Source organism: Pseudomonas sp. MYb541 (assembly GCF_037479595.1).
GTDB lineage: Bacteria > Pseudomonadota > Gammaproteobacteria > Pseudomonadales > Pseudomonadaceae > Aquipseudomonas > Aquipseudomonas canadensis.
This window is the reverse complement of record NZ_JBBGYS010000017.1, coordinates 1-14,464: the sequence shown is the minus strand read 5'-3', so window position 1 is coordinate 14,464 and position 14,464 is coordinate 1. Positions and strand designations below refer to the sequence as shown.

The following is a 14,464-nucleotide window of genomic DNA, read 5'->3' as shown; positions in this document are numbered from 1 at the left end:
CGCGCGATTAGCGGTATGTATCTACATAAGTCGACTTGGCCGACCGGGATGGCTGCGATACCATCCGGTTCCCCAACGGACTCCGCCAGGACGACGCGATGAACCGAGTGTTGTACCCAGGAACCTTCGACCCGATTACCAAAGGCCATGGCGATCTGGTCGAACGTGCCTCACGCTTGTTCGACCATGTGATCATCGCGGTCGCAGCCAGCCCCAAGAAAAATCCGCTGTTTCCCCTGGAACAGCGCGTGGAACTGGCGCGTGAGGTCACCAAGCACCTGCCCAACGTCGAAGTGGTGGGCTTTTCGACGCTGCTGGCGCATTTCGCCAAAGAACAGAACGCCAATGTGTTCCTGCGCGGCCTGCGTGCGGTGTCGGACTTCGAATACGAATTCCAGCTGGCCAATATGAACCGCCAACTGGCGCCGGACGTGGAGAGCCTGTTCCTCACCCCGTCGGAACGTTATTCGTTCATTTCCTCGACGTTGGTCCGTGAAATCGCCGCTTTGGGCGGGGATATCACCAAGTTCGTGCATCCGGCTGTGGCGGATGCGTTGACGCTGCGCTTCAAGAAGTAACACCGTTCAATCGGCGCCTGCTCGCACTGCGGGCGCCAATGCGGCACAATTGCGCGCATTAGTTTTCAGATGCCTTGGCTGACAGCCCTGGCAGGAGTTTCCATGTCCCTGATCATCACCGACGATTGCATCAACTGCGACGTCTGCGAACCCGAGTGCCCGAACGCCGCAATTTCCCAGGGCGAAGAGATCTACGTGATCGACCCCAACCTGTGCACCCAGTGTGTCGGCCACTACGACGAGCCTCAGTGCCAGCAAGTGTGCCCGGTGGATTGCATCCCGCTGGATGAAGCCCATCCGGAGACGGAAGAGCAGTTGATGGCCAAGTACCGGTTGATTACCGGTAAAGCCTGAAGGCCTCACGCAGCATCAGCTCTGGCACTTGGGGCAAAACACACTCGCGCGCTGCCCCAGCACCACATTGCGCAACTCGCTCCCGCAGACCTTGCATGCCTCGCCACCACGGCCATAGACGAACAATTCCTGCTGGAAATACCCCGGTTGCCCGTCGCCACCGATAAAGTCCCGCAACGTGGTACCGCCGCGCTCGATGGCAGCGGCCAGCACGCGTTTGATCTCAATCGCCAGCTTCAAGTAACGCGCTCGCGAAATGCCGCCCGCCTCGCGACGCGGATCAATGCCCGCCGCGAACAGCGCTTCCGTCGCGTAGATATTGCCCACACCCACCACCACCGCGTTATCCATGATGAACGGTTTCACCGCCATCGAACGACCACGGGACAGCTGGAACAAGCGCTCGCCGTCAAACAGATCCGTCAGCGGCTCGGGTCCCAGGCGGATCAGCAGTTCATGGTTGTGCGGGTCCTGGCTCCAGAGCATCGCGCCGAAACGTCGGGGGTCGGTGTAACGCAGGGCCAGGCCCGACTCCAACTCGATATCCACATGCTCATGCTTGGCCGCTGGCATGCCGACTTCCACCAGACGCAGGTTGCCCGACATACCCAAGTGGCTGATCAAGGTGCCCACTTCGGCATTGATCAGCAGGTATTTGGCCCGCCGCTCCACCAGCACGATGCGCTGCCCGGACAGGCGCACATCGAGGTCTTCCGGGATCGGCCAGCGCAGGCGCCGTTCACGCACCACCACGCGGCTGACCCGCTGGCCTTCCAGGTGTGGCGCGATGCCGCGTCGGGTGGTTTCGACTTCGGGTAACTCGGGCATGTGTACCTCTTGAAGAAAGGGTCAGTGGGCGCCCAGTTCGCGGATCGACAACTTCATGCTTTCGAAGTCGTAGTCCGACAGGCCCACGTAGTCCAGCACCAGATGGCCGATGGCATTCCACTCATGGTCCACCGCCTGGTTGCCCAGCACACGATAGGACGAGCAGATGTGCTCGGCCATCTTCAGGATCGCCAGCAGGTTCTTGAGCTGCGAATTGCGCGAAGACTCATCGCTGAACACCGCCAGGGCGTTGTGGTGGTTGGCGATGGCATCGGTCACATGTTCCGGCAGGCGCCAGGACTTGGCGGTGTAGTAACCAACCACGGCATGGTTGGTGTTGAACGCGTTGTTCTCTGTGTCGACCACGCGGCAGTCGGGGCCGGCATTGGCGTAGGCCTGCTCCAGTACCGACATGTAATTGGGGAAACGCTTGAGCATCAGCGGCACGCCGCAATCGTGGAACAGGCCCAGGGCATAAGCCTCGTCCACCGCCTGGGCGCCGGTGCGCTTGGCCAGGGTGAGGCAGGTCATCGCCACATCCTGCGCGGTGTCCCAGAAGCGGTTGAGGGTGACGATGGTGTCGTCGCTCATTTCGCCCTTGATCGACAGCGCGTTGATCAGGTTGATGATCGAACGGCTGCCCAGCAGGTTCACGGCGCGCTGGATCGAGGCGATCTTGTTGCTCAGGCCGAAATACGACGAGTTGACGATCTTCAGCAATGCACCGGACAGGCCCGGGTCTTGGGCGATCAACCGTGCGATCACTTCCAGGTCCGGGTCAGGCATGTATTGCTCCATCTGCAAATCCACCATGATTTGCGGTTGGGGCGGCACGCTGATGCCTTGCAGGGCCTGTTGGATCTGTTCGGCGGAAAGCTCTTGGGACATAAGTACACACTCTGGGCTAGGCGGGGATTCTAACCTCTAAGCAAACCTGACCGACACCCAAATGCCCGATTGAAATCGGACTAAATGTGGGAGTGGGCTTGCCCCCGATTGCATCACCGCCGTACGTCAGATACACCGCGCCGCCTGCATCGCAGGCAAGCCCACTCCCACATGAACCGCGCCGCAACAGGTATACTCCCGCTCTTTTTTCCGGAGCGACGTCATGTCCCTGCCAAGCCTGCGTCTCAAAGCCAACGCCGATCGTCGTTTGCGCAACGGCCACCTGTGGGTCTACAGCAACGAAATCGACGTGGCCGCCACCCCACTTCACGGCTTCCAGGCAGGCGACCAGGCTATCCTGGAAGCGGCCGGCGGCAAGACCCTGGGCATCGTGGCCATGAGTCCGAACAACCTGATCTGCGCCCGCCTGCTGTCGCGCGACATCAAGTTGCCACTGGACAAGTCGCTGCTGGTGCACCGCCTGAACGTCGCCCTGTCCCTGCGTGATCGCCTGTTCGACAAGCCGTTCTACCGCCTGGTTTACGGCGATTCCGACCTGTTGCCAGGCCTGGTGGTCGACCGTTTCGGCGACATCCTGGTGGTGCAGATCGCCTCGGCGACCATGGAAGCGCATAAAGAAGACGTGATCGCCGCGCTGACCCAAGTGCTCAAGCCGAGCGGCATCCTGTTCAAGAACGACTCCGCCGCGCGCGACGCCGAAGGCCTCAACCGCTACGTCGAGACCGTGTTCGGCCTGGTGCCGGAGTGGGTTGCGCTGGAAGAAAACGGCGTGAAATTCGAAGCCCCGGTGATCCAGGGCCAGAAGACCGGCTGGTTCTACGACCACCGCATGAACCGCGCACGCCTGGCCCCGTATGCCAAAGGCAAGCGCGTGCTCGACCTGTACAGCTACATCGGCGGCTGGGGTGTGCAAGCTGCGGCCTTCGGCGCCAGTGAAGTGTTCTGCGTCGACGCCTCCGCCTTCGCCCTCGACGGCGTGGAGCGCAATGCCGCGCTGAACGGCTTTGCCGAGAAGATGACCTGCATCGAAGGCGACGTGTTTGAAGCCTTGAAAGAACTGAAAGCCAGCGAAGAACGCTTCGACGTGATCGTCGCCGACCCACCGGCCTTCATCAAACGCAAAAAAGACATGAAGAACGGCGAAGGCGCCTACCGCCGCTTGAATGAGCAAGCCATGCGCCTGCTCAGCAAGGACGGCATCCTGGTCAGCGCGTCGTGCTCCATGCACCTGCCGGAAGATGACCTGCAAAACATCCTGCTGACCAGCGCCCGTCATTTGGATCGCAATATCCAGATGCTGGAGCGTGGCGGCCAGGGCCCGGACCACCCGGTGCATCCGGCAATTGCCGAGACGCGTTACATCAAGAGCATTACGTGCCGGTTGCTGCCGAACAGCTGATGCCGTTGGCCTGTAGGAGCCTCCGGGTTCCTACAGGTTTTCAGGAAGTTTCATCGCACGCCATGCTTTGACTTTCCTCCGCGAAGGCTCGATTCTCCACTCCCTCAAGGAATCGAGGCTCGTCCATGTCGTCGGCAATCACGCACGCTGAAAAACCCTTCATTGTTTTCTGGCTGATGACCATGACGCTGCTGGGCGTCTTCCCGCTTGACGTCGTGCTGCCGTCCTTTCCCGCCCTGGCGGAACACTTCTCCACCTCGACCACCCAGATCGCCCGCTCAGTCAGCCTGTTCGCCATTGGCTTTTCCTGCTCCATGCTGCTGATCGGCCCGCTGTCCGACAGGATCGGCCGCAAGAAGCTGCTACTGGCAAGCATGGTCGTTGCAATCATTGGCGCGGCCGGGTGCCTGGCTGCCAGCAACACGCCCCAATTCCTGTTCTTCCGGGTCATTCAAGCCATCGGCTGCGGAGGTTTCATACTGTCTCAAGCGCTGGTGCAGGACCTTTTTTCCGGCAGGGAACAAGTGCGTTTGCGCATAGCAATGGCCACGGCCGGGGGCATCTTCATATCAATTTCTCCGTTACTGGGCGCGTGGTTGCAACTGCACTGGGGATGGCAAGCCAGCTTCTACGTGTTTATAGCCCTCAGTGCAGCAACCTTGATCATGGCTCAGCGGTTACTGCATGGCGGACTGGCTCGAGCGGCACCAAGCCAACAGAGTATTCTCAAGGCCTACACCAAGGTCTTCGCCAACCGCCATTTCACCAGCTATGCCACGATTTCGGCGATTACCTTCGCCTGCCATTTCTCATTCATCGTGGTTTCTCCACTCATTTTCATGGACCAACTCAAGCTGTCGCCCCACGAGTACTCCTTAACCTTGCTCCTCTACGGCGGCGCTTACGTACTGGGTGGTATCTGTGCAGGCATCCTGCACAAACGGCTTGCTGCAGCTACCCAGATGGCCATCGGGCTGGTGCTGATCGCGATCTCTGGCGTGGTCATGCTTTTTCTGACCTACCAGTTCGGCTTATCAACCCTGACCGTGCTGATCCCCATGTTGCTCTGCACAGCGGGCACCACCATCACCCGGCCTATCTCCAACTCTGAAGCCATGGGCCTGTTCCCAGACAATGCAGGTACGGCAGCCTCTGCCGTGGCAGCCGAGTTATTTATTGCGGGAGGTCTCATCAGTGCGTTCATCAGCACCTTTACCTACCACCTGAGCACGGCGCTGGGTCTGTGCTTTCTGATCCTGAGCATCGCCGCCCTGGTCTTGAACGTATGGGCGCGGCGCCACCCGCACGTCCCGTAGCCGTTATCTTCACGGTTTCGGCCATTCCCTCCAGCCGCCAGCGGTGTAGAATCGACGCTATTCATCGCCAGTCATCCCCCGGCGGGTTTATGAGCTCGAGGCCCAAGCAAGCGGCGATCCCGCGATGCGAGTGGCAACTTCCGGACACACGGCCATTTCTGAGTGTTCCAGACGTCAATAGAAGCTCACTCCCCATTGATACCGATTAGCCGCCCGGAGTGCTCCAATGCCTGATTACCGCTCGAAAACATCCACCCACGGCCGCAACATGGCCGGCGCGCGCGCACTGTGGCGTGCCACGGGGATGAAAGATGACGACTTCAAGAAGCCGATCATCGCGATTGCCAACTCGTTCACCCAATTCGTACCGGGCCACGTCCACCTCAAGGACCTCGGCCAACTGGTCGCCCGCGAGATCGAACGCACCGGCGGTGTCGCCAAAGAATTCAACACCATCGCCGTAGATGACGGCATCGCCATGGGCCATGACGGCATGCTGTATTCCCTGCCGAGCCGCGAGATCATCGCCGACTCCGTGGAATACATGGTCAACGCCCACTGCGCCGACGCCATCGTCTGCATCTCCAACTGCGACAAGATCACCCCCGGCATGCTGATGGCCTCCCTGCGCCTGAACATCCCGGTGATCTTCGTTTCCGGCGGCCCGATGGAAGCCGGCAAGACCAAGCTCGCCTCCCACGGCCTCGACCTGGTCGACGCCATGGTCATCGCCGCCGATTCCAGCGCTTCTGACGAGAAGGTCGCGGAATACGAGCGCAGCGCTTGCCCAACCTGCGGTTCGTGCTCCGGCATGTTCACCGCCAACTCGATGAACTGCCTGGTGGAAGCCCTGGGCCTGGCCTTGCCGGGCAACGGTTCCACGCTGGCGACCCACAGCGACCGTGAACAACTGTTCCTGCAGGCCGGCCGCACCATCGTCGAACTGTGCAAACGCTACTACCACGACAACGATGAGTCGGTGTTGCCGCGCAACATCGCCAACTTCAAGGCGTTCGAGAACGCCATGACCCTGGACATCGCCATGGGCGGTTCCACCAACACCATCCTGCACTTGCTGGCTGCGGCCCAGGAAGCCGAGATCGATTTCGACCTGCACGACATCGACCGCCTGTCCCGTCACGTTCCGCAACTGTGCAAAGTCGCGCCGAATATCCAGAAGTACCACATGGAAGACGTGCACCGCGCCGGCGGGATCTTCTCGATCCTCGGTTCGCTGGCCCGTGGTGGCCTGCTGCACACCGATCTGCCGACCGTGCACAGCAAGTCCATTGCCGAAGGCATCGCCAAGTGGGACATCACCCAGACTGACGACGAAGCCGTGCACACCTTCTTCAAGGCAGGCCCAGCGGGTATCCCTACGCAAACTGCGTTCAGCCAGTCGACCCGTTGGGACACCCTGGACGACGACCGTGAAAACGGCTGCATCCGCAGTGTCGAGCACGCCTACTCCCAAGAAGGCGGCCTGGCCGTTCTCTACGGCAACATCGCCCTCGACGGCTGCGTGGTGAAAACCGCCGGTGTGGATGAGTCCATCCACGTCTTCGAAGGCCGCGCCAAGATCTACGAAAGCCAGGACAGCTCGGTTCGCGGCATCCTCGCCGACGAAGTGAAGGAAGGCGACATCGTGATCATCCGCTACGAAGGCCCGAAAGGCGGCCCGGGTATGCAGGAGATGCTGTACCCGACGTCCTACCTGAAATCCAAGGGCCTGGGCAAAGCCTGCGCTCTGCTGACCGACGGCCGTTTCTCCGGTGGTACGTCGGGCCTGTCCATCGGCCACGCTTCGCCAGAAGCCGCTGCCGGCGGCGCGATTGGCCTGGTGCAGGATGGTGACAAGGTGCTGATCGACATTCCGAACCGTTCGATCAACCTGTTGATCAGCGATGAAGAGCTGGCCGCGCGCCGGGTTGAGCAAGACAGGAAGGGTTGGAAGCCAGTGGAGAAGCGTCCACGCAAAGTGACTACCGCGTTGAAGGCTTACGCCCTGCTGGCCACCAGTGCCGACAAGGGTGCTGTGCGTAACAAGGCGATGCTTGACGGTCTGTAAGCTGCGCCCATAAAAATGCCCCGCCAAGTGCGGGGCATTTTTTTGCCGATCGTAATCAGAACTGCGGCGTGTAGGTCATGGTGAACATCACATTGCGCGGGTCGCCATAGTAGTTACTGCCCCAGTTCGCGTTATACGCAGGGATGTAGTACTTCTTGTCGAAAATATTGTTCAGGTTCGCCGCGACGGTGAATTCCTGATTGATCTTGTAGGCCACCCGCGAATCCCACAAGGCATTGCCGGGCACGCTGAATGTGCGGTCATAGGCGACGGTGCTGCTTTGCGCGGTCACACCGGCGCCGACGCTGACGTTGCTCCAGTCCCCCGGCAACTGGTAGTCACCCCAGACCTTGAGCAGGTGCTTGGGCGTCCAGGTGCTGAAGATCTTGCCCTCGTAAGTGTCGTCCTTGATGAATTTGGTGGTGTTGTAGGTGTAGCTGGAAACCAGTTGCAGGCCCGGCAGCACCTCACCGCTCAAGGTGGCCTCGAAGCCCTGGCTGCGAACCTTGCCGGACGCGAGCGAGCAGTACCAGCCGCCACAAACCTTGCCGCCTTGCAGATCTTGAGCCGCACGGTTTTCCTGGTCATAGCGAAAGACAGCGAACGACGTATTGAGGCGGCCATCCGCCAGTTCGCCCTTCAGGCCCAGCTCGTAGTTCTGGCCCTCAATTGGCTTGAGCACGGTCAATGAGGTGGTCAGGTTGGTTTGGGGCTCAAAGGCGTCGGTATAGCTGGCATAGGCCGACCATTGCTCGTTGAGCGCATAAACCAGGCCGGCGTAGGGCGTGACGTGACCATTGCTTTGCGTGGTGCTGCTGGTCGGCTCGCCGTACACCCCCCTGGCACCGCTCTCGTCCTGATAGGAATAGTCATACCAACTGGTACGCGCACCGAGGATCAACGTCAGCGGGTCCAGTACTTGGACGCGCCAGGTGCCATAAATCCCCTTCTGGCGAATGTCATACCAGCTCTTCGTCGCATTCCCTGCCTGGAACAACTGGTTCCTGTCGCGCTGCGGACGGTTGTGGTCGATGTTGAAGATATCTGCCCCCGGCGTCGCCGCGCGCGCCCAGAAATCATCCGTGGTGAGTTTGGAATAGTTGGCGCCCAGCACCATCTCCTGCCGCAACCCCAGGCCTTCGAACTTGCCGTCGACATACACGTCCACACCGCGACTCTTGGTGTTGAAGTCAGTGACCCAGTCCACGTAACGCACGGTGCCGGTGTCACCGGGATTGGGGATGGTGTCCCACGTGGCCTGGTAGGTCGCGTCGTTGTGTTCATCCATGGCCACCAGAGCGGCCTTCACTTTCCAGTCATCGTTGAAGCGATGCTCGATATCGGCAAACACCTGGGTCTGGTTATTGACGTTGCGGTTCCAACTGGCGCCGACAAAGGTCGAGCGCGACAGGCCGATATCGCTGCCGTTGGCGTACCGGGGCAGCGACATGAAGTTGGGCCGCGAGTGCCCCTTCTGGTTGCTGATGCCCACGCCGACGGTGGTGTCTGGCGTGAAGTCGTAGTCCACCGCTGCATAAACCGTCTGGTTCCAACCGCCGGCGTAATCGACAAAAGAATCGGTCGTGTCGTAGTCCGCCACAAAACGGCCGCGCAAGGTGCCTTCGGTATTGAGCGGGCCACCCGCGTCCACTTGTGTGCCGTAGTGGTCCCAGGAACCGGCCTTGGCAGTGACGGTGACGGTCGGCGCCTGTTGCCCGCGCTTGCGCACCAGGTTCATCGTGCCGCCGGGGCTGTTCGCGCCCTGCAGCAAGGCGGCCGGGCCACGCAGGGTTTCCACGCGGTCATAGATCGCCATGTTTTCGGTGAGGTAGCTGCCCAGCGCGTAGGTGTTGCGCGGAATGCCGACGCCGTCGTATTGCAGGGTGCCGACCTCAAAACCACGGGAGAAGATAAACATGCCGGGGCCAGGGGACTTGGTCGCGGTCAGGCCGGGGGTGCGCTTGACCACTTCGGAGAGTTTGGTGGTGTTCTGGTCGTCCATCTGCTTGCGGGTCATGACGCTGACCGATTGCGGGATGTCCTTTAGCTTTTGCTCGCCTTTGCCGATGGTCACGGCACCGGTGGTGTAGGAGCCGGTGCCTTCGGTGGTCGCACCCAAGCGTTCAGCGCTGATGGTGGTGGCACCGACTTCGAGGGCGCCACCGGTGTCCACGCGTTTTTCCAGGGTGACGGTATCGGCGTTGATAAACGCCGCGCTCAGCCCAGTGCCGCCGAGCAGTTGCCCCAAGGCTTCACGCTGGCCCAGGTTGCCACTCACCCCCGGCGACACCACCCCCTGAGTCAATTCACCACTCACCAACACCTGCACCCGTGTCACCGCCGAAAACGCTGCCAGCGCACCGTCCAGGCTCTGCCCTGGAATATCAAAACGGTAGGTCTGTGCTTGAGTGGTCTCAGCGGCCTGTAAGTACAGCGGTGCAGTGCCGCAGGCCAAGGAAATGGCCAGTGCCAGCAAGGGCCGTGCGGCGTATCGGTGTGCCATGGATGAAGCTCCCCGGTGCAAAAAAGTCTGTGATCGGCGCCGCACTACTTGAGAGTGCTTACTATTTACGCCTCAGTGATCAAGGACGATGGCTTGCGGGGAAACCCTGAAACTATTTTGAAAAAGTTGTCGTCAGGACGCCTTGCCTTCGCGCAACACCAGCAAATACGGGGTGTAGTGCTCGGCCTGCAGATTGAGGGTGTATTCCAGCGCCTTGATCACGGCGTCGGGTTTGTCGATCTCGAACACGCCGGACACCACGCGATTGCGCAGCGCATCGCCCAGCACCAGAGTCTTGCCGGGCCAGTAGCGATTCAACTCGCTGACCACTTCCGACAGGGGCTGCTGGCGGAACACCAGTTGCCGTTGGCGCCAGGCGAAACCGCTGGCCGGGTCGAAGCCATGTACCTCTGCGAGGTGCTGGTCCTGATACTCCACCGCCCGGCCTGGCTCCAGGAAGACCGGCTCACCACTGCCCGCACTGACCTGCACCTTGCCCTGAGCCACCTGCACACGCGTCTGTGCATCACGCCGCGCCACGCTGAACTGTGTGCCGACCACTTTCACCCAGCCATCGCCGGACTGCACCACGAAAGGCCGCGCCGGGTCCTTGGTCACGCTGAAAAACCCTTCACCACGCAGCAGACGAATCTGACGCTCACCGCCGCTCATGCGCACTTGAATCGCGCTGTCAGTGTTGAGTTGCAACTGGGAGCCGTCGGCCAGTTCGACAGTGCGCGATTCGCCGGTGCGGGTGGCGTAGTCCGCGCGCAGGCGGTCGAGCCAGGGGGTGTTTTGCACGGTCAGGCCCACTGCTAGCAATATGGCAGCGGCATATGCCCAACGGCGCGCAGGTTGGCGCCAGGCAGCCTGTTCGGCGCGGCGGATCACCCGCGCCGGTTCACGCAAACCGCCGAGCATGGCCTGCACTTCCTGCCAAGCGTCATCCTGTGGCTGGCCCTGCCCAAGCCAGGCGGCAAAGGCGTCCATTTCGGCTGCCGTGACATCTTCGGCCTGTAGGCGGAAATACCAGCCAGACGCTTCTTCGAACAATTCGTCGGCAGTGGGTGTGGCGGTCATGACCGACGTCCTTGTGTGTCGCTGGCGAGCCGCGTCTTGATGTAGGCGCGGCATTCAATCAAGGCGCGACGCAATTGGTATTCCACGCTGCGCGGGGTGATCGACAGTCGCTCGCCAATCTCGCGGTAGGAAAGTTCGTCGACATGATAGAGCAGGAAGATCTGCCGAGTCGCCTCGGGCAACGCCAGGATAGCGTCCTGCATCAGTTGCTCCTGCTGATAGGCGGCCAATTGCTCATCGGCGCCAGGATTGCTGCAAGGCAGTTCTTCACTGGGCTCGCCGGCATCCAGGCGTTCACGGCGAATGGCCTGGCGCTGGTGATCGCGCACCAGGTTGCTGGCGATGGTGAAAAGGAATGCTGGGAGGTTGTCGATCTTCTCGCCGGAATCCAGGCGCGCCAGGCGCAGGAACGATTCCTGGGTCAAGTCAGCGGCCACCTGAGCGCTACCCGTGCGACGGGTGACGAAGGCTTCGAGGGCTTTCTTCTGCTCCGCGAACAGGCGCGCGATCTGCGAATTCCAGGAGGACACAGCACTACCTTGAGAAGAACGGAGGGTTCAGGAAGTGCGCACGCTAGCAGAGGATGAGATTTGTTCGCAATTGATATCTATTTTTGCCTAGGCTTTGCGGCGTTATTGAGGCCGCCATCGGGGGCAAGCCCCCTCCCACATTTGAATGTGTTCACACATCAATATGTGGGAGGGAGCTTGCCCTCGATGCAGGCGACTCAGTGTTACTGAATCTCCTCCGGCTTGACGATCACCCAGTTCTTGTCCGCCGTCACCGGCAACCCTTCCTTGGCCTGCGCCGCCGCATGCTTGGCGATCATGCCGTTCAGTTGGGTCATGTATTTGTCCTTGCGGTTGATCCACAGGTGGATGCCGCCCTTGGCCACGTCCACATCGTGGAACAGCATGTAGCCATCGCTGCTCGGCGTGTCGCCACCTACCAACACCGGTTTTTTCCACTCGTCGATGTAGGTGAGGATTGCCGCGTGCTTGCCCGCCATCCAGGTCGCCGGGGTCCACAGGTAAGGGGTGAGTTCCAGGCCGAGGTTGGCCTTCTCGTCATATTTGCCGGCGGTGATCTGTTTGCGTGCGGTGGTCAGTTCGCCGGTCTTGCGGTCCTTGAGCAGGGTGGTCACGCCGATAACGTTCTCGGGTTTGACGTTGTAGCCGTACTTGGGATCGGCGGCGACCATGCGCACCAGTTCTTCCGAGGCGGCGGTCATCACATACACCTGGATGCCGTTTTCCATCAGTTTGTTGTACAGCTCGGCCTGGCCGGTGAAGACTTTCGGCGGTTGCACCTCGGATTTCTTCACCACATCGCCTTCGAAATAGCTGACGGGCACGGGCTTGCCGGAGGCCATCAGCTCATCGACCTGCACTTTGAGTTCCTTGAGGGTGAAACCCGAAAACACCTGGGCGACCCACGGGTAGCAGACCATGTCGTCCACTTCGCAGAGGCGATAGTAGTAACTGAACAGACTTTCCTTATGGTCGGCGGTGTCTTTGAACGGCATAAGCTTGAGCGACGGATCAAGGCTGTCGCGGGTGATCAGGCCTTTGTTTTCCATGTAGGGCAGCAGGGATTCTTCGAGGTCGTAGCGGTAACTGGTGTTGTCCATGTCGAACACCGCGAAGTTACCCTTGTTGGCGTTGGCGGCGATCATTTCGTTCAGTTGCTTGGCGGCGGGGGCCGGCCAGTGTTTCAACTCGGTGGCGGCCATGGTTTGGCCGGCAAGGCCAAGGCACAGCGCGGCGGCAAACAATCTCGAAGCGAGCTTCATATGCGTTTTCTCCCTGAGTGAAAGACACCGACGCTAACAAATCCCTGTGACAGTTATCGCCCGAGCGCGACCGCTTGCGTCGTGATCGCGCCAACGGCATGTGCCTGAGCGTCAAACGCTTATTCCAAAAACGACAGTCACCATTCCATATCGGTATTAAATCAATATATTTCAAGCTGTTAGGATTTCCGGTTCGCAATCGCAGGCTCACGCGATTGGCTGCCTTCTCAACGGAGCTTCAATGAATCTGCCCCTGATTCTCAACTTACTGGTGTTCGTGGCCCTGTTGCTGGGCCTGGCACAAACCCGTCGTACTAACTGGAGCCTCGCCAAGAAGGTCCTGTTCGCCCTCGTACTCGGGGTGGTGTTCGGCACCGTTCTGCACACGATCTACGGCGATGGCAATCCGGTGCTCAAGGCCTCCATCGGCTGGTTCGATCTGGTCGGCAACGGCTACGTACAACTGCTGCAAATGATCGTGATACCGCTGGTATTTGCCTCGATCCTCAGCGCCGTGGCCCGTCTGCACAACGCGTCGTCGTTGGGCAAGATCAGCTTCTTGACCATCGGCACGCTGCTGTTCACCACAGCGATTGCGGCGTTGATCGGTATCGGCCTGACCAACCTGTTCGGCCTCACCGCCGAGGGCCTGGTGGCCGGCACCCAGGAAATGGCGCGCCTGCAAGTGATCCAGAGTGATTACGCCGGCAAGGTTGCCGACCTGAATATCCCGCAACTGCTGCTGTCGTTCGTGCCGGCCAACCCGTTTGCCGACCTGGCCCGGGCCAAGCCGACCTCGATCATCAGCGTGGTGATTTTCGCCGCTTTCCTGGGGGTTGCCGCGCTGCAACTGCTCAAGGATGACGTGGAAAAAGGCCAGAAAGTCCTCAACGCCATCGACACCCTGCAAGCCTGGGTCATGCGTCTGGTGCGCCTGGTGATGAAGCTGACCCCGTACGGCGTATTGGCGCTGATGACCAAAGTGGTCGCCGGTTCCAACCTGCAAGACATCATCAAGCTCGGCAGTTTTGTGGTGGTGTCGTACCTGGCCCTGGGCCTGATGTTCGTGGTGCACGGCCTGCTGCTGTCCCTGGCCGGGATCAACCCGCTGCGTTTCTTCCGCAAAGTGTGGCCGGTGCTGACCTTTGCCTTCACCAGCCGCTCCAGCGCAGCGGCGATCCCGCTGAGCATTGAAGCGCAGACCCGTCGCCTGGGCATCCCACAGTCCATCGCCGGTTTCGCTGCCTCGTTTGGCGCGACCATCGGCCAGAACGGTTGCGCCGGTCTTTATCCTGCGATGTTGGCGGTGATGGTCGCGCCGACCGTAGGCATCAACCCGCTGGACCCGCTGTGGATCGCGACTTTGGTGGCGATCGTGACCTTGAGTTCGGCAGGCGTTGCCGGCGTGGGCGGCGGTGCGACCTTTGCTGCGCTGATCGTACTGCCGGCCATGGGCTTGCCGGTGTCACTGGTGGCGCTGCTGATTTCCGTAGAGCCGCTGATCGACATGGGCCGCACGGCGCTGAACGTAAATGGATCGATGACGGCCGGTGCGATCACCAGCCAGGTCATGGGGCAGACGGATAAAGCGTTGTTGAATGCCGATGAGCATGCTGAGTTAGCGCAGGCCTGATGGA

Annotated in this window: 12 protein-coding genes; 6 read left to right on the top strand and 6 right to left on the bottom strand. The window is 60.6% G+C overall.

Annotation, left to right across the window (positions count from 1 at the left end; genetic code table 11):
• Positions 1–98 precede the first annotated feature (98 nt).
• Both coaD and WH299_RS12330 read left to right on the top strand, forming a co-directional pair.
• On the top strand, positions 99–578 hold the full coding sequence (gene coaD / locus WH299_RS12335) for a pantetheine-phosphate adenylyltransferase (RefSeq protein ID WP_003176711.1): 480 nt from the start codon (positions 99–101) through the stop codon (positions 576–578).
• Between the two features lie 102 nt (positions 579–680).
• Positions 681–932 (top strand): YfhL family 4Fe-4S dicluster ferredoxin, encoded by a 252-nt coding sequence (locus tag WH299_RS12330; protein WP_017139475.1) that lies wholly within the window; start codon positions 681–683, stop codon positions 930–932.
• Positions 933–947: 15 nt separating this feature from the next.
• Here the strand turns inward: WH299_RS12330 and mutM are convergent, their stop codons facing one another.
• Positions 948–1,760, bottom strand: a complete 813-nt coding sequence (mutM, locus tag WH299_RS12325; protein WP_016976014.1) for a bifunctional DNA-formamidopyrimidine glycosylase/DNA-(apurinic or apyrimidinic site) lyase — start codon at positions 1,758–1,760, stop codon at positions 948–950.
• Between the two features lie 21 nt (positions 1,761–1,781).
• A complete protein-coding gene (locus WH299_RS12320; RefSeq protein ID WP_177002757.1) occupies positions 1,782–2,594 on the bottom strand; it encodes an HDOD domain-containing protein in 813 nt (270 codons plus the stop codon).
• A 277-nt stretch (positions 2,595–2,871) separates the two neighbouring features.
• On the opposite strand from WH299_RS12320, the gene WH299_RS12315 reads away from it, so the two are divergent.
• From WH299_RS12315 to ilvD, 3 genes are all read left to right on the top strand, one after another.
• On the top strand, positions 2,872–4,068 hold the full coding sequence (locus WH299_RS12315) for a class I SAM-dependent rRNA methyltransferase (RefSeq protein WP_003195152.1): 1,197 nt from the start codon (positions 2,872–2,874) through the stop codon (positions 4,066–4,068).
• Positions 4,069–4,193: 125 nt separating this feature from the next.
• The gene (locus tag WH299_RS12310; protein ID WP_339550384.1) at positions 4,194–5,384 is read left to right on the top strand and encodes an MFS transporter; all 1,191 of its coding nucleotides are present in this window, start codon (positions 4,194–4,196) and stop codon (positions 5,382–5,384) included.
• 226 nt (positions 5,385–5,610) lie between these two features.
• Complete coding sequence (ilvD, locus tag WH299_RS12305) at positions 5,611–7,452, top strand: dihydroxy-acid dehydratase (RefSeq protein WP_339550383.1); 1,842 nt, start codon at positions 5,611–5,613, stop codon at positions 7,450–7,452.
• A gap of 55 nt (positions 7,453–7,507) precedes the next feature.
• Here ilvD and WH299_RS12300 read toward each other — a convergent pair whose 3' ends face one another.
• From WH299_RS12300 to WH299_RS12285, 4 genes are all read right to left on the bottom strand, one after another.
• Entirely contained in the window at positions 7,508–9,955 is a 2,448-nt protein-coding gene (locus WH299_RS12300; protein ID WP_339550381.1) for a TonB-dependent siderophore receptor, read from the bottom strand.
• Positions 9,956–10,087: 132 nt separating this feature from the next.
• A complete protein-coding gene (locus WH299_RS12295; RefSeq protein WP_122729689.1) occupies positions 10,088–11,035 on the bottom strand; it encodes a FecR family protein in 948 nt (315 codons plus the stop codon).
• Positions 11,032–11,565: an RNA polymerase sigma factor gene (locus WH299_RS12290; RefSeq protein WP_028618331.1), complete on the bottom strand. Its 534-nt coding sequence runs from the start codon at positions 11,563–11,565 to the stop codon at positions 11,032–11,034. Before WH299_RS12290 ends, WH299_RS12295 begins: the two co-directional genes overlap by 4 nt.
• Positions 11,566–11,768: 203 nt before the next feature.
• Complete coding sequence (locus WH299_RS12285; protein WP_445262707.1) at positions 11,769–12,827, bottom strand: haloacid dehalogenase-like hydrolase; 1,059 nt, start codon at positions 12,825–12,827, stop codon at positions 11,769–11,771.
• A gap of 241 nt (positions 12,828–13,068) precedes the next feature.
• Between WH299_RS12285 and WH299_RS12280 the strand changes: the two genes are divergently transcribed.
• On the top strand, positions 13,069–14,460 hold the full coding sequence (locus WH299_RS12280) for an L-cystine transporter (protein WP_028618333.1): 1,392 nt from the start codon (positions 13,069–13,071) through the stop codon (positions 14,458–14,460).
• Positions 14,461–14,464: the final 4 nt, after the last annotated feature.

Coding starts and splice junctions, on each gene's coding strand:
- WH299_RS12280 (WP_028618333.1), top strand. CDS start 13,069: ATGAATCTGCCCCTGATTCTCAACTTACTGGTGTTCGTGGCCCTGTTG.
- ilvD (WP_339550383.1), top strand. CDS start 5,611: ATGCCTGATTACCGCTCGAAAACATCCACCCACGGCCGCAACATGGCC.
- WH299_RS12310 (WP_339550384.1), top strand. CDS start 4,194: ATGTCGTCGGCAATCACGCACGCTGAAAAACCCTTCATTGTTTTCTGG.
- WH299_RS12315 (WP_003195152.1), top strand. CDS start 2,872: ATGTCCCTGCCAAGCCTGCGTCTCAAAGCCAACGCCGATCGTCGTTTG.
- WH299_RS12330 (WP_017139475.1), top strand. CDS start 681: ATGTCCCTGATCATCACCGACGATTGCATCAACTGCGACGTCTGCGAA.
- WH299_RS12295 (WP_122729689.1), bottom strand. CDS start 11,035: ATGACCGCCACACCCACTGCCGACGAATTGTTCGAAGAAGCGTCTGGC.
- mutM (WP_016976014.1), bottom strand. CDS start 1,760: ATGCCCGAGTTACCCGAAGTCGAAACCACCCGACGCGGCATCGCGCCA.
- WH299_RS12285 (WP_445262707.1), bottom strand. CDS start 12,827: ATGAAGCTCGCTTCGAGATTGTTTGCCGCCGCGCTGTGCCTTGGCCTT.
- WH299_RS12300 (WP_339550381.1), bottom strand. CDS start 9,955: ATGGCACACCGATACGCCGCACGGCCCTTGCTGGCACTGGCCATTTCC.
- coaD (WP_003176711.1), top strand. CDS start 99: ATGAACCGAGTGTTGTACCCAGGAACCTTCGACCCGATTACCAAAGGC.